Source organism: Pseudomonas sp. S44 (assembly GCF_016624805.1).
GTDB lineage: Bacteria > Pseudomonadota > Gammaproteobacteria > Pseudomonadales > Pseudomonadaceae > Aquipseudomonas > Aquipseudomonas machongensis.
The window spans coordinates 1-24,648 of the sequence record NZ_JACVTY010000037.1 but is presented as its reverse complement, the minus strand read 5'-3'; the positions used below and the strand labels follow the sequence as shown (position 1 = coordinate 24,648).

The following is a 24,648-nucleotide window of genomic DNA, read 5'->3' as shown; positions in this document are numbered from 1 at the left end:
ACGCGCGCACTGCAATGTTGCCGGCTAGTCGAACACGCGACGACGAAACACCTGACCAATGGCTACATGATTCCTTGTTGGGAATGTGTAGCCGCTGGCGAGCAGGCGTGAGGCTCCGCCGGGGCGGTCAAATGGTGTTAATACTTTTTCAAGGCAGCCCGTATTTCGCGGGCTGCAGCGGTGCGCCGCTTGGATCCAACCGACGAACGGTCGTGTCCGGCAGGCAAAACGTGATGGGCTTGGCCGTTTCGCAAATGATCCGGCCGTTCACTTTCACGCGACCTCTGCCCCATCGTCAGGCCAGTGCGGCTCGTTGGCACCGGGAGGTGTCAGTGGTGGCAGGCCATAGGCGGCACGGGCGTCATCACAGCTGGGATTGTGCACCCCGTTCTCCCATGAAGCGTCGAACTCGCGGCAGGGGGTGGAACGATTCTCGTAGATGGTGCACCCGACCTTGTTGCCGATCTCGCCGTCCAGGCTGATACAGCGGCAAGGCTTGGCGTCTGTGCCGATCATCGCCACGCGGGTCGGATTGATCTGCACCACCAGATCGTCGGGCACCAACCCGCCCGAAGACTGGCATTCACCCCAGAAGAAAGACACACGAAAGTAGCCGCAGCAGGCGCCGCAGGTCAGGCAAGGGTTCTGTTCGGACATGATGGCCAGGAAGGGAAGTTGTTGTTATCGAGCGGGCGCTCGCGGCGCCATTTTTAATCCAAGCACGAGCGGCTGGATAGAGGGGAAATGAAAAAAAGACGGCCGCTGGTCGCGACCTTCGAGCGCCATGCTGCCAGCGGCAGGTCAAGCCGCAAACGGCCTGCCATCGCAGACCTGCTTGCGGCTTGAGCCTGGGGCTTACTTGCTGGTCAGGCCGTCGGCGCGGAACATCTGACGAATGCCGCGGATGGCCTGGCGGATGCGATCCTGGTTTTCGATCAGGGCAAAACGCACATGGTCATCGCCATAGTCGCCGAAACCGATACCGGGCGAGACACAGACCTTGGCCTCGGCCAGCAACTTCTTGGAGAACTCCAGCGAGCCGAGGTGCGCATAAGCTTCGGGGATCTTGGCCCAGACGTACATCGAGGCTTTCGGGTTCTCGACCATCCAGCCCAGCTCATGCAGCCCCTTGACCAACAGGTTGCGGCGCTGCCGGTACTGCTCCGCGATGTCGCGCACACACTGCTGGTCGCCTTCCAGCGCAGCGATCGCCGCCACTTGCAGCGGAGTGAAGGTGCCGTAGTCGTGGTAGCTCTTGATCCGCGCCAGGGCGCTGACCAGCTCGGGGTTACCGACCATGAAACCGATCCGCCAGCCCGCCATGTTGTAGCTCTTGGACAGGGTGAAGAATTCCACCGCGATATCCTTGGCGCCGGGCACCTGCATGATCGAGGGGGCCTTCCAGCCGTCGTAGACGATATCGGCGTAAGCGAGGTCGTGCACCACCAGCACGTCGTACTGCTTGGCCAGGGCGACCACACGCTCGAAGAAGTCCAACTCCACGCACTGCGCCGTCGGGTTGGATGGGAAGCCCAGGATCATCATCTTCGGCTTGGGGATCGATTCGCGGATCGCCCGCTCCAGCTCATTGAAGAAGTCCACGCCCGGTACCAGCGGCACCGAGCGAACCTGAGCACCGGCAATCACCGCCCCGTAGATGTGAATCGGGTAGCTTGGGTTGGGCACCAGCACCGTGTCGCCATGGTCGAGGGTGGCTAGCATCAGGTGCGCGAGGCCCTCTTTCGAGCCGATGGTGACGATGGCTTCGCTGTCCGGGTCGATCTCGACCTCGTAGCGTTCCTTGTACCAGTTGGAGATGGCGCGGCGCAGGCGCGGGATGCCGCGCGAGGTGGAGTAGCCGTGGGTATCTTCACGCTGGGCGACCTGCACCAGCTTCTCGACGATATGTGGCGGAGTCGCGCCATCCGGGTTGCCCATGCTCAGGTCGATGATGTCTTCGCCGCGACGGCGTGCCGCCATCTTGAGCTCGGCAGTGATGTTGAAGACGTAGGGGGGGAGACGATCGATGCGCGCAAAGCGGCGCGGCGAACCTGGGTTGGCCATGCTTTCCTCGAGAGACGTAAGCGCCCGGAACCGTCCGAGCGACGTTGGCCACTGCGGTGGCCGAGGCAGAAAATAGTCTGGTTGCCCTGGCGTTGTAAAGGGGCTACCGACAGATTGGCAGCCCGCCAGCGAGACTCGCTCGTTGGCGGGTAAGCGTGTAACTCAGCGCAAAGCCTTGTAGGCGTTCAAGTCGAAGCGCTGGATGCTCAACCCATCGCTGGGGTCCATGTGCTCGCCACGCACCTGGGTGAACTCCGTGGCAATGCTGCCGCGGTGAACCATACGTTCATCGGCAGTGCCTTCGGTCAGTACGGTATAGGACTTCTTGCGCATGGCGCGGTAGAGCTCATCGTTCGCGTCGATGGTCTTGTGGTAGGTCATCAGCGCCGCATCGCTCAAATCCAGACACTTGTCCAGCGTTACCCCCCAACGCTTCAGGCAAACCTCGGCGAAGTGCCGCACGATCATCCCCGGTTCAGGCAGTGCCTTGCCGGAACCTGCGCCGTCTATCGAAGCATTGCCCACCAGCGTTGCATGACGGCCCGGCATCGGGAGAACGCTCATACGCGTACCGTATGCAGTGACAGGCACCACACAGGCGAAACCTTTGGATCGCTCGTCTCGTGCGTAGAACCCCACATACTCCTTCACGTTGGCTCCCAGTTGCACACGCTCAGACTGCACGTTACCCACGCCGGGCACCGGATCGATGGCAAAGATGTTGACCTTTACATCGCACAGCTCCGGGTCTTGCGCCATGGCGTTGGCAAGCATGTGACAACTGATTCCGCCCCTGCTCCACCCCACCAGGTTGACCGTGGTCGGGATCAGCGGTTTGCGCAGTTGCTTGATCAACTGCTCCTGCAAGGCCTGAGGAGTCACCGCGCGATCGCCGTAGTCGTAAGTGCGCCAGAACCACGAGCCGCCGGCCTCGGCATCAGGAATGGGAATGCCTGCACTCTTCAGGTTCTGGTATTGCTGCTCGGTGAGCTTGGTGCGGGCCCAGGTACTCTTGCCCTTGATGACCTGCAGGGCGTGCTGCACATTCTCATCCCAACCCTTGCCGAACAGGGTGCCGGTCACTTTGTAGTAGTCGCCGTCATCGACGAACAGGGCATCGTCCTGCAGATTGCCACTGCCTGGGCCATCGACTGTGATCCAATCGACGAATTCCCTGCCGGAGTGATTGCTCGCCAGCGTGGCGATCAGCTCACCATTCCAGAAGTTGGGGTTCTTGTCATCGAAACGATGGGACCCGGTGCCACAGAAATAGACGGTAAAAACACTCATTTGGATGCCTCCTGATGGTTTGGAGGCCCAAACTAGTGTGTTCGAACGCCTGCACGCAGACGGAAAATCTGCCAACAAAAAACCCGGCCAAAGGCCGGGTTCTTGTAAAACGCGAAGGCTTCAGCGTGCGTAGGTCATCAGCACGTCGGCAGCGGTCTGGCTGTCCACCGACATCATCACGCTCAGCGCGGTAACGGTCAGGATGGAGAAGCCGAACACCTTGCGTGCCCACTTGCTGTCGTCCTCGGCCTTGTAGCCACCCCAGGCCATGTACAACCAGTACAGACCCATGGCAGCCGCAACGGCAAGGTAACCCAGACCGGCGTACCCACCCAGCGTCAGCATCAGCGTGGCGAGCACGAAGGCCAGCACGTACAGCACGATCTGCTTCTTCGCCGCCAGGATACCGCGAGCCACCGGCAGGACCGGGATGTTGGCAGCGCTGTAATCCTTGAAGCGGAAGATGGCGATGGCAAAGCTGTGCGGCATCTGCCACAAGCTGAACATCACCAGCAGCGTGACCGCTGCCAGGTCGAAGCTGTTGCTCACTGCGCAATAGCCGATCACCGGAGGCATGGCACCGGACAGGCTGCCGACCAGGGTGCCGTGCACCGATTTGCGCTTGAGCCACAGGCTGTAGAAGCCGACGTAGACCACGAAGCCGATCAGCGCGCAGAACGCCGACAGCGGGTTGGCCTGGACATACAGCAGGCTGAAGCCCGCCACCCCAAGCAGGGTGGCGTAGATCAGTGCGAGGGGCAGCGACATGCCGCCCTGGACCATGACGCGGTTCTTGGTACGTTCCATCTTCTGGTCGATGTCACGGTCGATGCAGTTGTTGAACACGCAACCGGACGCAACCACGAGCGAAGTACCTACCACCACCGCCAGGAACAGGGCGAAGTCCACATGGCCCTTCGCGGCAAGGAAGAAACCGCCTGCCACGGAAAGCACGTTACCGAAAATGATCCCCGGTTTGGTGATTTGGATAAAGTGCTTCACGGACATGCAGTCTTACCTCACTTGGCCAACATTTCGTAGTGGATGCTGAACATGATCCACAGCGACAGGCCTACCAGCAGTGCGATTACCAGAGCGGTGAACAGGAACGTCGAGACAGTGGAACGCTGCTCTTTCGAGCGGTCCATGTGCAGGAAGTACACCAGGTGCACCACGACCTGGATGACGGCCATGGCCACCACGATCAGGACGGTCAGGTTCTTCGGCAGGGTCGGATACATCACCAGGCCGAACGGGATCGCGGTCAGGATGATCGACAGGATGAAGCCGATCATGTAGGACTTCACGCTGCCGTGGTTACCTTCGTGGTGAGTGTCGTGTGCGTTAGCCATTACAGAACCCCCAGCAGGTAGACGACGGTGAAGACGCAGATCCAGACCACGTCCAGGAAGTGCCAGAACAGGCTCAGGCAGCTCATGCGGGTCTTGGCAGTCGGCGTGATGCCGTGCTTGTTGATCTGGTACATCAGGATGGCCATCCAGATCAGACCCGAGGTCACGTGCAGGCCGTGGGTACCGACCAGCGCGAAGAACGCCGACAGGAAGCCACTGCGCTGCGGGCCGTAGCCTTCAACGATCAGGTGATGGAACTCGTAGATTTCCATCGCGATGAAGCCTGCACCGAACAGGAAGGTCACTGCCAACCAGCCCAGTACGCCTGCCTTGTTACCGGCGAACATCTTCAGCATGGCGAAGCCGAAGGTGATCGAGGACAGCAGCAGGAATGCGGTTTCGACCAGCACGAAGTCGAGCTGGAAGATGTCATGACCCGACGGGCCGCCGGCAAAACTGCCGGACAGCACCGCGTAGGTGGCGAAGAGCGACGCAAACAGGATGCAGTCGGTCATCAGGTACAGCCAGAAACCGAAGACGGTCATCTGGCCCGAGTCGTGGTGGTGATCGTCGTGCCCATGGTCGTGACCATGTGCATCGCCGTGAATTACTTGACTGGACATTGATTACACCCGTTCAAAGGTTTCGACACGTGCGCCACCGGTAGGTACACCGGCAAGCTGCAGGGCCCGCTGGCGTTCGCCTTCGATGCGCGCCACTTCTTCGGCAGGGACCATGTAGCCCTGGTCGTCACGCGCAGCGTGGCGAACGAAGACCGCGATGGTTGCTACCAGGCTCGCACCCACCAGCCACCAGATGTGCCAGATGAAAGCGAAGCCGAAGATGGTCAGGAACAGACCCATGAACAGACCGGTAGCGGTGTTGTTCGGCATGTGGATCGCTTCGTACTTGGCCGGCACCTTGTAGGCGACACCGGCTTCCTTGGCTTCTTGCCAGGCGTCCAGGCCGACCTTCTCGGGCATGTGGGCGAAGTTGTAGAACGGAGGTGGCGACGAAGTCGACCATTCCAGGGTACGGCCACCCCATGGATCGCCGGTGACGTCCAGGTTCTGGTTGCGGTCGCGAACCGATACGTACAGCTGGATCAGCTGGCAGGCGATACCGAACAGGATCAGCACCGCACCGACCACGGCCACGTACAGGTAGGGTTCCCACAGTGGGTTGTCGGAGTGGTTCAGACGACGGGTCATGCCCATGAAGCCCAGCGCGTACAGCGGCATGAAGGCCACGTAGAAACCGGACAGCCAGAACCAGAATGCCGCCTTGCCCCACTTCTCGTTGAGGGTGAAACCGAAGGCTTTCGGGAACCAGAAGGCGAAGCCGGCAATGTAGCCGAACACCGCACCGCCGATGATCACGTTGTGGAAGTGGGCGATAACGAACAGGCTGTTGTGCAGCACGAAGTCAGCACCTGGAACGGCCAGCAGTACGCCGGTCATGCCACCAATGGAGAAGGTGACCATGAAGCCCAGGGTCCAGAGCATCGGCGGAGTGAAACGCACGCGACCCTGGTACATGGTGAACAGCCAGTTGAACAGCTTCACACCGGTCGGAATGGAGATCAGCATCGTCGCCAGGCCGAAGAAGGTGTTGACGCTGGCGCCTGCACCCATGGTGAAGAAGTGGTGCAGCCAGACCGCGAAGCCCAGTACGGCAATGGCACCCGATGCGTAGATCATCGCGTGGTGGCCGAACAGACGCTTGCTGGAGAAGGTCGAGGTGACTTCCGAGAACACGCCGAACGCCGGCAGGATCAGGATGTACACCTCAGGGTGACCCCAGGCCCAGAACAGGTTGACGTACATCATCGGGTTCCCACCAAGCTCGTTGGTGAAGATGTGGAAGTCCAGATAACGGTCAACGGTCAGCAGGGCGAGTGCGGCGGTCAGGATCGGGAAGGAAGCGACGATCAGCACGTTGGCCCAGGTGCAGGTCCAGGTGAAGATCGGCATGTCCATCAGCTTCATGCCAGGTGCGCGCATCTTCAGGACGGTGACCAGGAAGTTCACGCCTGTGAGTGTCGTACCCAAGCCTGATAGCTGTAGCGCCCAGATGTAGTAGTCAACCCCTACGCCCGGACTGTACTGGATCCCCGACAGTGGCGGATAGGCAACCCAACCGGTCTTGGCGAATTCGCCGACGCCCAGCGAGATGTTGACCAGCAGCACGCCTGCCAGCAGCAGGTAGAAGCTCAGGGAGTTCAGGAACGGGAAGGCAACGTCACGTGCACCGATCTGCAGAGGCAGGGCCAGGTTCATCAGGCCGGTGAAGAACGGCATCGCCATGAAGATGATCATGATCACACCGTGGGCGGTGAAGATCTGGTCATAGTGTTCAGGCGGCAGGTAGCCTTCGGAGCCGCCGGTCGCGGCAGCCAACTGGGTACGCATCATGATGGCGTCGGCGAAGCCGCGCAGCAGCATGACCATCGCGACGATGATGTACATCACCCCGATCTTCTTGTGGTCGACCGTGGTCAGCCACTCGGTCCACAAGTAGGACCACTTGCGGAAATAGGTGAGGGCACCAACGACGGCGAGGCCCCCGAGCGCGACAATGGCAAGCGTCACCATGACTATCGGCTCGTGATAGGGAATCGCCTCCAGGCTTAATTTACCGAACATCTCTTACTCCTCTGCACCGGCAGCTGGTTGCATACTCGTTTCCACACCCTTGGTAGTGGCCAGGTCTTTGCTGCCTGCTTCTTCGTGGCTCGGACGACCACGGTTCATGCCTTCGTACTTGTCGACGATGAGCTGGAACGTGTCAGGCGAAGCCTCGCTGTACAGCTCGACTGGGTTGTTTTCGCTTGGTTTGGCCAAGGCGTCGTATTCGGCCTTGTCCAGCTTCTTCGGCGAAGCCTTCACTTGCGCGACCCATGCATCGAAGTCGGCTTGCGAAGTGGCGGTTGCCTTGAATTTCATACCGGTGAAGCCAGCACCGCTGTAGTTCGCGGAAATACCGTCGAACTCGCCATTTTCGTTGGCGATCAGGTGCAGCTTGGTGGTCATGCCGGCCATCGCGTAGATCTGGCCGCCCAGCGCAGGGATGAAGAACGAGTTCATCACGGCGTCGGAGGTCACGCGGAAGTTGACCGGGGTGTTAGCCGGGAAGACGATCTTGTTGACCGTGGCAATGCCCTGCTCCGGGTAGATGAACAGCCATTTCCAGTCCAGGGCGACCACGTCGATCTGCACCGGCTTCACATCGGAATCCAGCGGACGATAAGGGTCGAGCTTGTGGGTGGAGTGGTAGGTGACGTAGCCCAGGGCGATGATGATCAGGATCGGGATGATCCACACCGCAGCTTCGATCTTGGTCGAGTGCGACCAGTCGGGGGTGTAGGTGGCAGCCTTGTTGGAAGCGCGGTACTTCCAGGCGAAGACCAGGGTCATGATGATGACTGGCACCACGACCAGCAGCATCAGGCCGGTAGCGATGAGGATCAGGTTCTTTTGCTCAATGCCGACCTGGCCCTTCGGGTCGAGCAGGGTCCAGTTGCACCCACTGAGTAAAAGCATGCCTAAAAAGGGCAATATGCCAAACAGTCTGGGGTAACGCTTTTTACTCATCTCACGACCTCTAGATCAGCTTGCTTCAATGCAATGTGTTTTGTTCGCCAACACTTCGTCCTGCCAAGCGTTAGCATTTCGAGCTCGAACCCGCGCCTGCCTGGGATCCGACTGCTGGATCTGGGCGTTGAGCGTATGGACGAGCTTGGGGTTTTCTTAGGCTAAAGGCCTGTACTTCAGACCAATTCCATTTGGTGCGGGAAAACGCGGAGGGGTGTCCGCCCGGATCGCCGTTGGGCGAAACTTGTCGAAGTCAGCAAAAGGAGCGCTGGGGCTTCCTTCAATCCTGCGACTCGCAAGCAGTGCCGAACGGAAATTGGGGGCGATTGTAGATAGGTCGCCCCCCCTTGACTATGACTTATTGAGCAACAGTCTTTTACAGGATTTGTAATAATCCTGCCTGAAAAATCAACTTCGCGACAGTTTGTCGCACCCGGCTTGATAGCCCTGAAACCCTTGTATTACAAGGGCTCAACGTTGATCAGGATCAGTCTCTGGGGAAATTTTGCCGGTTATCTCACCGTGCAATAGACCTGCATCAAATCGGGACTTTTGTCTAAGCCCGGCGCCGATTCCGATAGATGCCCAGCGGCACCAGGATGGCAGTGAGGACGAACGCCACCAGCGCCCATTGCGCCAGCGACAGACCCAGGATGGGCGGGTACGGTGTGGTGCAGAAACCGTCGACCTGGAATGCCAGGGGCCAGAGCCGCGCCAGGGGCAGGTCGTCGACTATCGGCTGCAGTACATCGACGCCGCAACTGGCGTACGGGTTGGCGAGTATATACACATGGTTGCCGGCCGCAACGATTCCGCCAATTGCGCTGAGCACGACCAACGCCTCGAAGAAGGTCAGGCTCCGTCGTCCGGGCATGGCTGCGGCAATGAACGCGAACAGCGCGATCAGCAGCAAGGCATAGCGCTGCAGGATACATAACGGGCAAGGTGCCTCGCCTAGCACGACCTGCATGTACAGCGCGCCGCCGATCAGCGAGAGGCAGATTACCCCCAACAGCACGAGGAAGCGCCGTTCCCGATTCAGGCGCAGGGTTTGTTCGTTCATTGCCGATTCCTTGGATGGATAGGTGGCAGCGTGTTCCGCCTGCCTGGGCGCAAGTCTACACGCAGGGATGGTCTCTTAGCGTGTCGAGGAAGCGGCGAGACAGCGCTGCGCAGGGCTATCCGGAGATGCTGTGACCGGCGTTGGCAACATCGGTTCAACCTTGGCCGGTAAAAAAAGCGGCTGCCCGGGCGTCGCGCAGGGACCAGCCCCTCGACACCCGGGAGTGAAGGATACAGTGATTAAAGGAGGATTAAAGATGAAAGCTGAGGGGCGCTGTTCATCCTTCCTTATATATGGACAGGCCAACCCCTTCGCGGGCTTGCCCGCGAAGACGCCAGCCTGGTCAGTAGATCATTCCAGAGCAGCCGCCGGCCCGAAGAACTCGTAGCGGCTCTGCGCATCCGGAACCCCCAGGGCCTTGAGGTGACGACGGATCGCCGCCATGAAGCCCTTTGGTCCAAGGAAGTAGGCATCCACGTCACGCGCTCGCGGCAGCCACTCGGCCAGCAGATCCTGGGTCAGCAGGCCGACCGCATTGGCGTCACGGCTGCCGTCGTCCTCGGCATAGCAATAGAAGCGTTGCAGTTGCGGATGCTGCGCCGCCAGGCTGTCGATCCAGTCACGGAAAGCATGCACCGAACCGTTGCGTGCGCAGTGGATGAAGTGCACCGGACGCTCGGTCTTCAGCGCAGCCTCGAGCATCGCCAGGGTCGGGGTGATGCCGACACCACCACTGATCAGCACCAGCGGCTTGTCGCCAGGTGCCAGGGTGAAGTCGCCAGACGGCGGGAACAGCTTGAGCGTGTCGCCGACCTGCAGTTGATCGTGCAGATGGTTCGACACCTTGCCCCCGGCCTCGCGCTTGACACTGATGCGGTACTGTTCGCCATCGCACAATGCCGAGAGCGAATAGTTGCGGCGCTGTTCGGCACCGTCGATAAACAACTGCAGGCCGATGTACTGACCAGGCTCGGCCTTGAGTACCGGCTTGCCATCGATGGGGGCGAAGTAGAACGAGACGATCTCGCTGCTTTCCTGCTCACGACGCACCACACGAAAATCCCGGGCACCACGCCAGCCGCCGTCAGCCTCTTCCTTGGCCTTGTACAGGCCCTCTTCGGCACCGATAAGAATATCGGCCAGCTGGCCATAGGCCGCGCCCCAGGCAGCGATCACTTCCGGGGTGGCGATGTCCTTGCCCAGCACTTCCTCGATGGCACGCAGCAGGCAACTGCCAACGATCGGGTAATGTTCGGGCAGGATCTGCAAGGCCACATGCTTGTTGATGATCTGGCCAACCAGGCCACCCAGTTGTTCCAGCCGGTCGATATGACGGGCATACATGAGCACGCCGTTGGCCAGCGCACGAGGCTGGTCACCGCTGGCCTGATGCGCCTGGTTGAACAGCGGACGCACTTCGGGATACTCGCTGAGCATCATTTTGTAGAAGTGAGTGGTCAGCGCCTCGCCACCGCTCTCGAGCAGCGGGACGGTAGCCTTGATGATTGCACGTTGGTCGGCATTGAGCATTGCAGTGACTCCTGAGCTTTGGGCTTCGAATGACTACCCAGCCAATCGCAATTACAATGCCAACAATTAAATTCTTTTAAATCAACAACTTGATATCAATGAAGTCAATATGACCTGAATCAATTGAAGTCATAATGACTGCAATAGTCAAAATGACCAAGCCGTTGAGCCTGTGAGTGATCCCTGGCTCAACGGCCCGCCCCTCATGACACATCGATCACGCAGCAGCTCGCTGAACCGAGTAGGTCACCGACACATCAAAATCTTCAAAAGACTTGATCACCGCGTTGCCCACAGTGAAGCTGAATGGGAATCCCGTGAACGTCTTGGTCTCGGTGTAAGCTGGCGGGGTACCCCCAGAAGCCGCTTCCCAATGCAGCGTGACTGCATCGTTCACACGCAGACTTGCACTTTCCGGGATCTCGATGATTGCATTCTCGGTACCCGAGGGCATCGACGCACCGGCACCACTGCCTTCTACCTGGGCGCAGGTCGGTGCCGGCAAATTGGCTGCCCCACTGTCCACAACGTTGTAGACGTTCTCGGGCGAGGATCGCCTGATATCGAACTCGGGGGTATGCACCGAATAACTCAAGGTGAGGGTACCGTCGACCAATGGGCTCAGGTAAGGCAACGACACCTCGAACACAAGCTCGACTTTTTCGCCACCGACGGGAACCGTCAGGTCGGTTTGCCAGGTCATGCCACCGCCGTTACCGACCTTGCCAGTCCAGAACAGCGTAACTACATCCCCTACCCGTTGCCCTGGGTAAACGGGCACTCGCACATGGACCTCCTCGGCGCTCAGGCTGGTCAGATCAATCTCGTCACCTACCGCTTCGAGCAGAACCGGGGGCTGCAACGCAATGCCCTCACCGACGATGATGATCGAGCGCCGACGTGAGGGTCTGGCATTACCGCCGGCAGCAGGTGTGGACTCGTAATACACGGTAGCGAGACCGTTCACCACGAGGGCCGCGTAGATATACGGCAGAATGAAGATCTTGTCCCTGGTCCCATTGATCGTTCTGGCCGGCCAATCATACGGCACCTGCTTACCATCGGCTTCGGCACTTAGCCCAACCCAGTGCATGGTGACGGAATCCCCTCTCGCGTACCCCTCGTAGTCAGGTAGGTAGATGGTCACATCGTCACCGTCCAACGCTGCCAGGTCCAATTTGTAGGGTGGATTCTCCGCTCCCTCCACTTCAGGGGCCTCGAGTGCGTTGGGGTCTTCGACCTTCACGTAAGTAGGCGGGGAGGGACGCGAGTAGTTCTGCACCCGATCACGGATTTCGTAATACACCAGCAGGTTTTCACCGCTCCCACCCTCCCTGATCAACTCAGCGGGAACGTTGATCACCCATGGCTTACCCACATCACCCGCGACCAGGCGGTTCCCGACATGACGAGCACCGTTCCAGACCAGTGTGATCTGGTCATCCGGCTGCATGAAATCCCATGCCTCGATCGTAACCCTCACGGGGGTGGTAGGGGAGTCGATCGTGGAGGGCGTCACTATAGGCGCGACAAGGTTTTCATTGGCCGGAGATCCTGGCCTGGGATCGAGCCCTCCAGGCACACGAAGATCGATCAGCACCTCCCGATACTCCGAGTAGCGTGTTTCATCGGCGAGCGGGTCATACAGCCTATAGAAGACGTAACCGAAGTATGGGTAAGGAATATCATCGTCTACCGGTAGATTCAGGTCATCGCGTACCACGCCAAAGCTCAACCAGCCCCGCGCCTCGGTTTCTGCATCCAATAGGTAGAACTGCACCGGCTCCTCTGTCGGAGGGGCTTGAGGTGGTTGCGTGGAAGGTTTGACAGATGTCCAGAAAAGGCTGACTTCATCGCCCACTCGAACGACGTCCGGCAGTTTGGCTGACATCGACACGACACGGGTAGGATCGAACAACTCACTCCAACCCAAGCCATCGCGCGGTAGGCCACCAGAGTCCATATCCGTGATAACCAGTGGGTGCAATGCATCTGCCATGGTTGAAACAGGAAATTTGCTGAGAAATATCTCTTGTTTGGTCATTGGAAAAATACCTTCGCCCGATTGAAAGGATACCCAGCCGTTGCCTTACCCGTCAGACGGGACGGGTGGCATAAGGTGTCGTCCAACTCTATCCACTACCGACGAGGGCGTAACCTGACAGATTTACCAGGTAAGAATGCCGAGTAACCTCATGTCACGCGGCAGGCAGATCTTGACGTCAAGCAGACAACTCGCGACCGTATGCCCCAGACGCCGCTCCAGGACGCCCGCATGTTCGCAAAACCCCTGCTCACCGCCCTCCTCCCCTTGGTCAGCGACCTCTCTCGCGACCTGCCTGACCAGGAGCGCTATCGCCGTCTGTTGCAAGCCATGCGCAGCTTGCTGCCCTGCGATGCCGCTGCCTTGCTGCGCCTGGATGGCGAGTGGCTGGTACCGCTTGCCGTCGACGGTTTATCCACAGACACCCTGGGGCGACGCTTCAAGGTCAGCGAACACCCTCGCTTCCAGATATTGCTAAGCCGATCGCAGCCGACTCGCTTTGCCAGCGACTCCGAACTGCCGGACCCCTACGATGGGTTGGTCAACACCCTCGAAGCAGGCCTGGAGGTTCACGACTGCATGGGCTGCCCGCTGATGGTCGACGAGCGCCCATGGGGTTTGCTGACCCTCGATGCCCTTACTCCGGGCCAGTTCCAGAGCCTTGAACTGGATGCCTTGCAGGCCTTCGCCAGCCTGGCTGCCGCCACTGTGACCGTGGCCGAACGCATCGAGAACCTGGCCTTGCGCGTGGAAACCGAGCAACAACGCGCCGAGGTTTATCGACAGGTCAACGATCAGCACAGGGAACTGATTGGCCAAAGCCCTGCGCACAAGCACTTGCTGGAAGAAATTCGCCTGGTGGCGGGCAGCGACCTGACCGTATTGGTCACCGGGCAGACGGGTGTCGGCAAGGAACTGGTCGCACTGGCGCTGCACCAGGCCAGCAAACGTGCGGACAAACCGCTGGTCAGCCTCAACTGCGCCGCACTGCCCGAAGCCTTGGTGGAAAGCGAGCTGTTCGGTCACGTCAAAGGCGCCTTCACCGGCGCGCACAGTGAGCGCCGTGGCAAGTTCGAACTGGCCGACGGCGCAACGCTGTTTCTCGATGAGGTGGGCGAACTGCCTCTGTCAGTGCAGGCCAAACTGCTGAGGGTTCTGCAAAGCGGCCAGTTGCAGCGCCTGGGTTCGGATCAAGAACACAGGGTCGATGTGCGCCTGATCGCCGCCACTAACCGAGACCTCGCCAGCGAGGTGCGCAACGGGCATTTTCGCGCCGATCTCTACCATCGCCTCAGCGTTTACCCGCTACAGGTACCGCCGTTGCGCGAGCGAGGCAGAGACGTACTGCTGCTCGCCGGTTTCTTCCTCGAGCAGAATCGCTCTCGGCTGGGCCTGGACAGCCTGCGTTTGAGCGCAGAGGCCCAGGCAGCGTTGCTGGCCTACGACTGGCCAGGCAACGTACGCGAACTGGAGCACCTCATTGGCCGCTCCGCGCTCAAGGCGTTGGGTCGGCATCCACAACGTCCACGCATACTCACCCTGGACGCAGTCGACCTGGACCTGCACATTGCGTCAGCCATCAAGGAACACTCACCTGATATCGCGGGGATAAAAGCGTTGCCATTGCCTGAAGGGGGGCTGCGCGAAGCGATGGACGCCTATCAGCGCCAGCTCATAGAGGAGTGTCTGTTGCGCCATGAAGACAATTGGGCTGCGGCCGCTCGGGAACTGGGTATCGACCGCGCCAACTTGAGTCGGCTGGCGCGCCGACTGGGGGTACGCTGACACACGGATGATCGCGTCCGGACGCAGCGGCGGCCGGACACGATCATCCTGCATCATAGGTTGGGCGTTAACTCAGGTCGATGTTGATACCGACCAGCGACGACCGCTCCCTCTCGTTGATGCGGTATCCGAAAAAGGCGCGTGTTTGGTTGTGCTCAAGCAATTCGGCACGCGTAAATGCCACCTCGGTAAACTCGGCAGGATCATCGACGGTATAGACGGGTTGCAAATAACGCCCAGAATTCTGGCTATCGCCCAGCCACAACTCGACCGTATCGCCGGATTGGCCGCCAAAATAAGGGTTGATTTTCACCCACAACTTGTCGTCTTGCAAAAGTTCGTCTGTAATCCCTTGGCGCTGATCGTCGGTGAAGTTGATCGGTGGCAGGGGAGCTATCTTTAAAATCTGGTTCATTTCGTATTCAACCTTACAATGAATGCTGTATTGGGAAGAAACAGTCACCGCGCTTAGCTCAAGGCAGTGTGCAGGTCCCGCCCCCCTGATTCAGCGCAAAATAGACATATCCTTGGCTGGCTTGAGTTGGGCCGATATCGTTTTCGATGGTGTAATCGACAATGGCCCCATTTCGACAGATATAGTACGTGAGGCTGTACGGCAGCGGCACATCAATATAACCAGTGTCCAAGTCACTCTGTGTCAGGGCAACACCCGCCATCTTGATACGCGATGCTTCGATCGGTGTGAAAGGCGGTGGTGGCGGAGTCACCTGGTTTAACGGTGTCTCGATACCCACGAAATCGTAGCTTACCCTTGGATTCTTCGTCAGTTCGATATTGGAGACACCGGCCAATGGAATACGGAACACGGTGCCTGCCATACCGACAGCGCGCGTGATGATATTCCGCGAGTTTGCATCAGGGAAACTCGCCTGATTCAGCGGGTTACCATCGCCCGGTAATTCAGCACCGGCAGTCACTCTGACACGCTGAATCGGCGAACGAACCGTTACCGGTACAGGGTTGGGACTGGCAGGTAATTCCCGAGTGAGGGTAAAGTACACATCGAACTCGCCAGATCCGGTTTGATCGATAACACCGGTGAACGGAATCGGGTAATTGATATTCGCCGGCTCATTGCTCACCGTGACGGTAACGGGCGTAAGTTCCGGATTGGAAATATTCTGCCAGTGCAACTGAATCACATCATCCACCAGCCAGATCGGCTTGTTGTCAACGCCTGGACGCGTGATGATGGCCACGGCATCTTTGCCAAAATCTCCCGGCGTGATCGTGTTATCAGGGCTGGTCCCGCATTTGATCGTTGGCGCCTTGATGTTCCCGTGCTCCGGCAGCTCCGGATTCGGGTCGGGGTCAGGTCCGCCAGGGGTGGTCAGATTCACCTCTACAGGAGTATCGCCAGAGGTAATCGGGGGCTGCCCTGCGCGGCTCATCTGGTACCGGACGTTGATGTTGCCATCGCCTTCCTGCCTGACGATCGCATATGGCACTTCCAGGGTGACCAGCGGATCGTTGATCGCATCGGCTGGAGTGAGGACATAGGGCGCCAATCTCGCTGCCCCCCAGCTCAGTACGATAGAATCGCCCGCCGAGGCGCCGTCATAGGTGGGGATAGCGACGCCGACGCTGGGATTGGCATCATTGTAGGTGATCAGCCCATCGTCGGCTTCCGGTACAAGTGGTGCATCCAACGCAGGCAACTGGAGGAACACCTCGATTGGAGTGGTGCTTGAAATCCCACTGATGTTGCCTGCCCAATCAGTGACGCGATAAGCAAAGTAGCGCAGACCATCTCCCGCGTCTTCCAGCTCTTGGCGAGTAATTTCTACGCGCACATTCAAGGTGGGATTGGTGACCTCGAATGTGGGCACCAACCAAGTACCGGAGCTTTCATCGGCAGAGGTGCCCAGCCAAAGTTCTATCTTGTCTTCGGCTTCGCCGTAGTGATAGGGGCTAATTACAAGTGGCAGCACATCAGCAACCATGTCCGCTTCGGTAATACCACTAAGTTGCTCCTCGGTGAAGGCAATGGGCGGTAACTGCGCACCTCCCGCTGCCCGACGGTCAAAACGGGTATTCACTACACGCTGAGAGGGCTGCCCATTTTCGGAAAAGGGATCATAGATACCGTAGTCCAGTGCAACGGTGACATCAGTTCCTGGCGCGGGGAATTCACTCTGAGGATAAATTAACGTGAACTCGGTGAGCGTGGGGTCATCGAGATCCGCCTGAGTAATTTCCAATTCATCGCCGAACCAGGTTCCGGCGTTGAACAAGCGAATAAAGTCACCTGGTCGTAGATCGCTACTTTTGGGAACCTTCACCTCCAAGTCGTTATCAAGTTCAATAATGGGAATAATTCCGCGCGTTGCATCACGCGCGGGAACGGTCAATTCCGGCAACGCGAGAATGCGAATACCGCTGTGTTTTCTACTGGTGGTAGCAATCGTGACTTTACTGTTCATAAAGATTCCTCTCGCACGTGCTTGATATGGATCAAGCACCATCAATATTAAGCCGACGGAAAACCTCAACAGCGCCATGGCAGGGCGTCGGGATGACTTGCGAGATCCATATTGATGAAGCAAGCCTCGTCTGTAACCTAGCAAATTTAACAGGTGCACAAAACGCAACGTGGTCTACAGTAACGCCACGGCATCGCTGCAAAGGATTGGGCACTCATGCATGCACCTAGGGAGCTAGTCACATGAGGAAGGACTGTATCGAAAAGCACGTTTCTTATCGCTCGCCATCGGTCTTGCTGCTTCTTGCAATCAGTCCTTTATCCCTGGCGGCGAGTCTGGCGCCGGGCAGCAGCGCGACAGTCGGTGCGGGCTCTCCCCCCGAAACCTGGACCCTTAACGCCGCAGCACTCTCGGTGACGCCTGGCGGCGCCACGTTGAGTGTCGTTGCGCTACCCGGCTCCACGGTGACCTTGGACGGAGCGTCGGTAACAGGCGGCGCACAACGAGGTGTGGTGCTCACCGAGTCCACGGGAACAATCAAGGACTCCACTTTGAGTTCGACGGGCGATACAGGTCTTTCGGTCATCAGAGGAGTAGGCGCCGTAGCCCCGGGCTCGACGGTGCTGGTGACCAACTCCACGATTTCAGGCACAGGCCGAGGCCTCAACGTGTCGGGAGGTAGCAGCGCTACGCTCATCGACTCGACGATCATCGGTTCAGGGGTGGTTGGCAGTACAGTAGCGGGTAATGGACTGGGCATCACGCTGGTCGGTGGCGAGGCGATCCTGCGTAACAGCAACGCCACGGGCACCAATCGTGGCGCAGGCCTATTCGGTTCGGGGGGCGACAATACAGCGCCACGCCTGGAGTTGGACAATTCCAGCCTGACATCGCAGGACGGCAGTGCAATCGTGGTCAGCAACCAGAGCGCTCAAGCCATGTCCGCCGAGATCGTCATCGCGAATGGATCGACGCTGATTGCCGCCAACCAGACCCTGATCGAGGTGGGATTACCAGGCGACCTGGCAGGCAGGGTGGCTCAGGCAGACATTTTGATCGACGCGAGCACGCTGACGGGCAATATCCAAGTTGCCCAAGGTGGGCTCGCCGATCTAAGGATGATCAACGCCGCACAATTGACAGGCGACTTGAACAACCTCAGCAGCTTGCAACTCGACGCCAGCTCAGTCGACGGCAACTTGAACCAGCCCCTAGGCTCGAGCGCAACCGCGGATTTGGCAGCCGGCTCGCGTTTCAATGGCAATATCAACAACGTGCGCAGCCTGAGCCTGGATGCCAGTAGCGTGAGTGGAAACGTCATCTCTGCGGCAGGAAGTCAGACCGAAGTCGTCCTGCGCAACGCCTCGACACTGGACGGTACGGTCAGCAATGCAGCCAGCGTGTCGCTTGACAACAGCCGCATGACCGGCGAGATGATCCAGGATGCGCAAACACCCGGTGTGCTGAACCTGACCAACGGCTCGCTGTTCACCGGTACCGTGCGCAATGTTTCCCAGACCACGCTGGATGCTTCATCCCGCTTGGCCGTGATCGATGATTCAAGTGTCGGAGCCCTGACCCTCAACGGTGGAACCGTCGACCTGCGCCCCGCTCAGGGCCCCTTCCACACCTTGACGGCCACCAGCCTTCAGGGCTCGGGCACCTTCGTTCTGGGTACCGACCTGGCAGGGCACCTGAGCGATCTGGTGAATATCCAGGGGCAGGCTCAAGGGCAGCACGGGCTTCTGATCCAGAATACCGGTGCCGAGCCCGTACAGGGCGATTTGCCGCAACGTGTCGTGCATACCGAAGGAGGAGATGCGCGCTTCGCCGTTCTCAGCCAAACCGGCACCGTGGATGTCGGCGCCTACTCCTACCTTCTGGAGCAACGTGATACCGACTGGTATCTGGTGCAAGCCCAGACGCCGATCATCTCGCCCAGCGCGCAAACAGCCATCGCCGTGTTCAGTGCAGCGCCAACGGTCTGGTATGGGGAGCTGAGCACGCTGCGCAGCCGCCTGGGTGAGTTGCGCCAAGGCGGCAATCAGGGCGGGGTATGGGCACGCAGCTATGCGAATCGTTACCGGATCTCGACGGCCGATCAGGTCGATTACCAGCAGACCCAGCAAGGCATATCGATTGGCGCGGACACCGCCCTGCCCAGCCAGAATGGGCAATGGCTGGTCGGTGTGATGGGCGGCTACAGCGATTCTGAACTGAGCATGCGCCTGGGCAGCAATGGTCGTGTCAACAGCTATTACCTGGGCCTCTACAGCACCTGGCTGACCGACGGCGGCTACTATGTCGATGCCGTACTCAAGGCCAACCGCTTCGAAAACAAAGCAGACGTTCGCATGAACGATGGCGAGAAGGCCAAAGGCGACTATTCCAACTACGGCATGGGAGGCTCGGTAGAAGCCGGCCGCCACATCAAGCTCGCCGACAACTGGTTCGTCGAACCCTATACGCAGGTGTCTGCCTTGTGGGTCGACGGTGAGAACTACAGTCTCGACAATGACCTGCGTGCCAGAAACAACAAAGCGAACTCGCTGCTCGGCAAGGTGGGTACCCACCTGGGGCGCACGCTGCCACTGGAATCCGGAGGTTTCGTCCAGCCCTACGTCAAAGTCGCAGCCGTACGCGAATTCGCTCGCAACAATAAAATCAAGGTAAACAACGCCACCTTCCATGACGACCTGTCCGGTGGACGCGCAGAGCTTGGCGTAGGTATAGCTGCCACGCTCAGTGGAGCACTGCAGGCCCATGCGGACTTCGACTACAGCAACGGCAAGAACATCGAGCAGCCTTGGGGCGTGAACATAGGGGTACGCTTCAGCTGGTGAGGCTCTTTAATGCGAAACCAGTGGTCGCTGTAGGATTTTTCCTGGCCCCCAAGGGAATTACCCTGCATCCCTCCAGGTATCCGTACGCATTAAATATCGGCCCTTCAATTCCGGCCGAGTCTCATCATGAAGCCCACTGTTGTATCACTGCGCCTCGCCACGCTAGGCCTGGCAATAGTTCCCCTGGTATCAACAGCTGAACAATGGAGTGTCCCGGCAGGGACTCGCTTCATTGTCAGCCCTGGTTTTCCAGAATATTCCTACCTCGTCCACGTGGGTGCGACCCTCAGCGTACGACCCGGAGCATCCACTGCCGCCATCACGGCATTCAATCATGCTCAGGTGAATATCGACGGTGCCAGCGTAAACGCTGTTGGTAGTAACGCAATCACGCTCTACAACAGCCATACCGTCATCGACGCCAGCAGCATCATCGCCAAGCTCGATCCTGCGCGCCCTAACGCTCAGGCCTTCGGCATACGTCTCTCGGGTTTTGAACAAGCCTCGAGTGCCCGCATCAGCAACAGTTTCGTTTCGGGAATAGCCAGAGGGATCAATGTAACCAACGACGCCCTGCTGGATTTGAGCAATACGCAAGTGGAAGGTCTGGCCGGAACCCCAGGGGCGGACCTGATCCCTGGAGGTGTTGGCGTAGTAGTGGCAGGCGCGAACGCCAGGATTCGTGAAAACAGCGTGGTCAGCGGCGACAACAATGGCATCGTGATTTTTTCTGCGACCACTGGCGCGGCCAACAAGGAGTCCAATCTTTTACTCGACAGGTCTACCGTCATCGGGCGTGAAGGCAGCGCTATCAAGGTGACGAGGGATCGGACAGAGGAGAAGGTCAATATCCAGATCGACAACGGCTCGGTCTTGATCGGTGGCAACGGTGTCATTCTGGAAGTGGCAGACCAGGCCACTGCCGATGTGTCGGTGAACAACAGCCAGCTCGATGGAAACATCGTGGTGGGCGATGGTTCTCATCTTGACCTGGCCCTGGCCAACCACGCCAGCCTCACTGGCACCATCACCAACGCCAGTTCACTGGCTCTGGACGGCACCTCGATCTGGACCCTGACCGGTGACTCCAGTGTCGACAAGCTGAACCTCGAGGGCGGAACCGTGAACCTGCGCGGCGTCGAAGGCAGCGCAGGCCTCAACCGTCTTGAACTCGGCGAGCTGTCCGGTTCGGGCACCTTTGTCCTCGGCGCCGACCTGAGTACCGGCCAGGGCGACCTCGTCGATGTCAGCGGCAAGGCCAGCGGTGAGCATCACCTGCTGGTGGAAAACACCGGCACCGATCCGAACGCCGCAGTGATCGACCATCAGGTCGTGCACACCGGCGAGGGCAGCACCTCGCAGTTCGACCTGATCGGCGGCCAAGTGGACTTCGGTACCTTCGCCTACGAACTGGAACAGCGCGGCGACGACTGGTTCCTGGTGCGCAAGGGCGATACCACCACCCCAGGCACACGCACAGTCACCGGTCTGTTCAGCGCCGCACCTACCGTATGGTACGGCGAAGCAACCACCCTGCGCTCGCGCATGGGTGAACTGCGCAACGGCAACACCCAGAGTGGCGGCTGGATGCGCACCTACGGCAACAAGTACAAGGTGTCTGCCGGCGCCGGTGCCGCCTATGACCAGGTACAGCAGGGCATTTCGTTCGGTGCCGACGCGCCGCTGCCGTCGAGCAGCGGCCAGTGGCTGCTGGGGGTGACCGGTGGCTACAGCCGCTCTGACCTGGACCTGTCCGGTGGCACCAGCGGCAAGGTCGACAGCTTCCATATCGGTGTTTACAGCACCTGGTTGGCGGACGATGGCCTGTACGTCGATGCATTGATCAAGGCCAACCGCTTCCAGAACACATCTGACGTGCGCATGAGCGATGGCCGCAAGGCCAAGGGCGAATACAACAACAACGGCATTGGCGCCTCGGTCGAAGTGGGCAAGCACATCAAGCTGGACGACGGCTGGTTCGTCGAACCTTATACCCAGGTGTCGACGCTGTGGGTCGACGGTGCCAGCTACAACCTGGACAACGGCATGCGCGCCAGCGCCGCCAATGCCGATTCCTTGCTGGGCAAGGTCGGTAGCCATGTCGGCCGTACCTTCCCTCTGGATAAAGGCGGCTTCGTGCAGCCCTACGTGAAGGTCGCAGCAGCCCACGAGTTCGCCCGCAACAATCAGGTCAAGGTCAACGGCAACAAGTTCGACAACGACCTCTCGGGCAGCCGCATCGAACTCGGTGCCGGTGTGGCCGCGCAGGTGACCGACACCGTGCAGGTGAATGCAGGCTTCGACTACATGAAAGGCAACAACATCGAACAACCGTGGGGAGTGAACCTGGGTGTGCGTTACAACTGGTAATCTTTCGAGGGCCGCGAGGCCCTCTTTTTTTGCCTAAAGCCTGAACGGCAAAGGCCGATAACCCGGCATCCACTCCCTTTTCCGACATGCCCGAAGGTTATCCATGGCCACGCAAAATGCCCGCGCGGACTCGCTGTCCCTGCTGCTGTTCACCCTGCGCAGCGGCAAGCTGATGGCTATCAACCTGCTCAAGGTCAGCGAGATCATCCCCTGTCCGCCCCTGACCAAGCTTCCCGAGTCGCATCCCCACGTCAAAGGCGTAGCGACCCTGCGCGGCAACTCGCTGTCGGTGATCGACCTGTCGCGGGCGATCGGCGAAATGCCGTTGGCCGACCCGGACGGTGGCTGCCTGATCGTCACCGACATCAGCCGCACCCGCCAGGGCCTGCACGTGCAGGCGGTCAGCCGCATCGTCCATTGCCTGAGCACCGACATCAAGCCACCGCCCTACGGCTCGGGCAACCGCTCCTTCATCACCGGCGTGACCCGGGTCGACAATACGCTGGTACAGGTGCTGGACATCGAGAAAGTCATCCACGGCATCGCCCCGCCGGAACCTGAAACGCATCCCGGCGAGCTCAGCGCAGAAGACGCCAGCCTGCTGGCCGCCGCCAACATCCTGGTGGTGGACGACAGCCAGGTGGCGCTGCAGCAATCGGTGCACACCCTTCGCCACCTCGGCGTCGAATGCCATACCGCGCGCAGCGCCAAGGATGCGATCAACGTCCTGCTGGAGCTGCAGGGCACCGCCCAGGAAATCAACATCGTGGTGTCGGACATCGAAATGTCCGAGATGGACGGCTACGCCTTCACCCGCACCGTGCGCGAGACCCCGGACTTCAAGCACCTCTACGTGCTGCTGCACACCTCGCTGGACAGCGCCATGAGCGCCGAAAAAGCCAAGGTCGCAGGCGCCAACGCGATTCTCACCAAGTTCTCCTCGCCCGAGCTGACCGACTGCCTCGTCGTCGCGGCGCGAGCGGTCGGGTTCGCCGAGCGCTGATACATCTGGCGACACAATGCCTTCACTTGATGGTGGGGAGGACTCGGGCATAATCACTCCCCTTCCGAGGTTTTCTTGCCGGTACCGCTTATGACCCTTCTTCGCATTGCCCTGATTGCCCTCGCCATGACCAGTGGTCTTGCCCAGGCCTCCAGCCCCGACGCCTGGAACGAGTACCGCCAGCAGATGGTCAAGCGCTGCCTGGCCGCCAGCCAGTTCAAGGACGCCCACGCCCTGGGCAAGCCCGCCGAATTCGACGACCGCACCGCCTACAGCGCCCTGCTGATCGAAGGCGTGTACAAGCCAAAATCCATGAAGAACCAGACAGGCACCGAACTGTGCTTGTACGACCGCGCCCAGCAGCAAGCCTACGTCACCGAATGGAAGCCAGGCGCCAAGTGAGCGACGGCATTCGTTTCGCCTGCACCGGCTGCGGCAAGTGCTGCACCGGCCACCACGTACCCCTCACGCTCGCCGAGTCCCGCCAGTGGGCTGCCAGTGGCGGTCAGGTCGTGGTGCTGATCGAAGGCTTCATCACCGATGGACCGGGCATGCCGGTCGAGCAACGCGATCATGTGCTGCGCCGTTCGCTCGCCGTGCCTTGCGGGAGTGCAGAGGTGCGGGTCTCCGTGACCTTCGCGGCCTTCAATCCAGGGCGCTGTCGCAACCTGGATGCCAACAACCTGTGCGGCATCTATGAAACACGCCCGCTGGTCTGTCGTATCTATCCGGCCGAGGTCAACCCGCACCTGCCTCTGCGCGTCGAAGCCAAGGATTGCCCACCCGAAGCCTGGCAACAAGGCCCGCAACTGATCGTCGGCAACAGGGCCGTCGACCCGCAACTGGCCGCACTGATCGAAGCCTCGCGCCAGGCCGACCGCGACGACATCGCCGCCAAGGTTGCCGTCTGCCAGGCGCTGGGCATGACCACCAGCGCGCTCAAGGGCAACGGTTTTACCGCCTGGCTGCCAGACATGCAGGCGTTTCTCGCGGCGTTGGATCAGGTGAGCGATCAAGCGCACGTGCCATGGACTGTCCATGTGCAAGATGCCGAACTGGCCGACGGGCTGCAGGGGCATGGGCTGCTGACGACCGGCGAAGCGCCGGTGTACTACGCCTTTATCGGGTTCTGAGTGCGTGTGGAGCAACTGTCTGGCTCAAAATCTAGAAGCCAGCCCAATCCCTGTGGGAGCGGCGGTTCGCCGCTGCGACTTGCCCCGCGAACACGGGCGTAGCCCGTGCCAGGCAGCGCGGTGTCTTTTTCGCG

19 protein-coding genes are annotated in these 24,648 nt (G+C 59.7%); 6 read left to right on the top strand and 13 right to left on the bottom strand.

All coding sequences use genetic code 11. The features are described 5' to 3' along the window. Positions 1–273: 273 nt before the first annotated feature. From IAE40_RS22280 to IAE40_RS22230, 11 genes are all read right to left on the bottom strand, one after another. On the bottom strand, positions 274–657 hold the full coding sequence (locus IAE40_RS22280; protein WP_054892519.1) for a YkgJ family cysteine cluster protein: 384 nt from the start codon (positions 655–657) through the stop codon (positions 274–276). Positions 658–855: 198 nt separating this feature from the next. After that, positions 856–2,064, bottom strand: a complete 1,209-nt coding sequence (alaC, locus tag IAE40_RS22275; RefSeq protein ID WP_054892518.1) for an alanine transaminase — start codon at positions 2,062–2,064, stop codon at positions 856–858. Between the two features lie 162 nt (positions 2,065–2,226). Continuing rightward, on the bottom strand, positions 2,227–3,354 hold the full coding sequence (locus IAE40_RS22270; protein WP_153774772.1) for a hypothetical protein: 1,128 nt from the start codon (positions 3,352–3,354) through the stop codon (positions 2,227–2,229). Between the two features lie 120 nt (positions 3,355–3,474). Further along, positions 3,475–4,362: a heme o synthase gene (gene cyoE / locus IAE40_RS22265; protein WP_054892516.1), complete on the bottom strand. Its 888-nt coding sequence runs from the start codon at positions 4,360–4,362 to the stop codon at positions 3,475–3,477. Positions 4,363–4,373: 11 nt separating this feature from the next. Beyond that, positions 4,374–4,706: a cytochrome o ubiquinol oxidase subunit IV gene (cyoD, locus tag IAE40_RS22260; protein WP_054892515.1), complete on the bottom strand. Its 333-nt coding sequence runs from the start codon at positions 4,704–4,706 to the stop codon at positions 4,374–4,376. Further along, on the bottom strand, positions 4,706–5,329 hold the full coding sequence (locus tag IAE40_RS22255; RefSeq protein WP_054892514.1) for a cytochrome o ubiquinol oxidase subunit III: 624 nt from the start codon (positions 5,327–5,329) through the stop codon (positions 4,706–4,708). Before IAE40_RS22255 ends, cyoD begins: the two co-directional genes overlap by 1 nt. Positions 5,330–5,332: 3 nt before the next feature. Beyond that, on the bottom strand, positions 5,333–7,351 hold the full coding sequence (cyoB, locus tag IAE40_RS22250) for a cytochrome o ubiquinol oxidase subunit I (RefSeq protein WP_063546100.1): 2,019 nt from the start codon (positions 7,349–7,351) through the stop codon (positions 5,333–5,335). Positions 7,352–7,354: 3 nt separating this feature from the next. Further along, positions 7,355–8,299, bottom strand: a complete 945-nt coding sequence (gene cyoA / locus IAE40_RS22245) for a ubiquinol oxidase subunit II (RefSeq protein WP_054892512.1) — start codon at positions 8,297–8,299, stop codon at positions 7,355–7,357. Between the two features lie 556 nt (positions 8,300–8,855). Continuing rightward, positions 8,856–9,362: a disulfide bond formation protein B gene (locus tag IAE40_RS22240; protein ID WP_054892511.1), complete on the bottom strand. Its 507-nt coding sequence runs from the start codon at positions 9,360–9,362 to the stop codon at positions 8,856–8,858. 351 nt (positions 9,363–9,713) lie between these two features. Continuing rightward, positions 9,714–10,892, bottom strand: coding sequence for an NO-inducible flavohemoprotein (gene hmpA, locus IAE40_RS22235; protein WP_200603876.1), 1,179 nt, complete (start codon positions 10,890–10,892; stop codon positions 9,714–9,716). 217 nt (positions 10,893–11,109) lie between these two features. Beyond that, a complete protein-coding gene (locus IAE40_RS22230; protein ID WP_200603875.1) occupies positions 11,110–12,936 on the bottom strand; it encodes a hypothetical protein in 1,827 nt (608 codons plus the stop codon). Positions 12,937–13,167: 231 nt separating this feature from the next. On the opposite strand from IAE40_RS22230, the gene norR reads away from it, so the two are divergent. After that, positions 13,168–14,721, top strand: coding sequence for a nitric oxide reductase transcriptional regulator NorR (gene norR, locus IAE40_RS22225; RefSeq protein ID WP_200603874.1), 1,554 nt, complete (start codon positions 13,168–13,170; stop codon positions 14,719–14,721). A 67-nt stretch (positions 14,722–14,788) separates the two neighbouring features. Here the strand turns inward: norR and IAE40_RS22220 are convergent, their stop codons facing one another. Further along, positions 14,789–15,136 (bottom strand): hypothetical protein, encoded by a 348-nt coding sequence (locus IAE40_RS22220; RefSeq protein ID WP_153774768.1) that lies wholly within the window; start codon positions 15,134–15,136, stop codon positions 14,789–14,791. Between the two features lie 58 nt (positions 15,137–15,194). Beyond that, positions 15,195–17,165 carry a hypothetical protein gene (locus IAE40_RS22215; protein ID WP_153774767.1) on the bottom strand — a complete coding sequence of 657 codons (1,971 nt, stop codon included), beginning with the start codon at positions 17,163–17,165 and terminating at the stop codon, positions 15,195–15,197. 242 nt (positions 17,166–17,407) lie between these two features. Between IAE40_RS22215 and IAE40_RS22210 the strand changes: the two genes are divergently transcribed. From IAE40_RS22210 to IAE40_RS22190, 5 genes are all read left to right on the top strand, one after another. Next, positions 17,408–20,008: an autotransporter outer membrane beta-barrel domain-containing protein gene (locus IAE40_RS22210; protein WP_200603873.1), complete on the top strand. Its 2,601-nt coding sequence runs from the start codon at positions 17,408–17,410 to the stop codon at positions 20,006–20,008. Between the two features lie 342 nt (positions 20,009–20,350). Further along, a complete protein-coding gene (locus IAE40_RS22205) occupies positions 20,351–22,378 on the top strand; it encodes an autotransporter outer membrane beta-barrel domain-containing protein (RefSeq protein WP_200603872.1) in 2,028 nt (675 codons plus the stop codon). 103 nt (positions 22,379–22,481) lie between these two features. Continuing rightward, a complete protein-coding gene (locus IAE40_RS22200; protein ID WP_054892508.1) occupies positions 22,482–23,381 on the top strand; it encodes a chemotaxis protein in 900 nt (299 codons plus the stop codon). 90 nt (positions 23,382–23,471) lie between these two features. Next, positions 23,472–23,783, top strand: a complete 312-nt coding sequence (locus IAE40_RS22195) for a hypothetical protein (protein ID WP_054892507.1) — start codon at positions 23,472–23,474, stop codon at positions 23,781–23,783. Next, positions 23,780–24,514: a YkgJ family cysteine cluster protein gene (locus tag IAE40_RS22190; RefSeq protein WP_153774763.1), complete on the top strand. Its 735-nt coding sequence runs from the start codon at positions 23,780–23,782 to the stop codon at positions 24,512–24,514. The genes IAE40_RS22195 and IAE40_RS22190 overlap by 4 nt, the downstream gene beginning before the upstream one ends. Positions 24,515–24,648 lie beyond the last annotated feature (134 nt).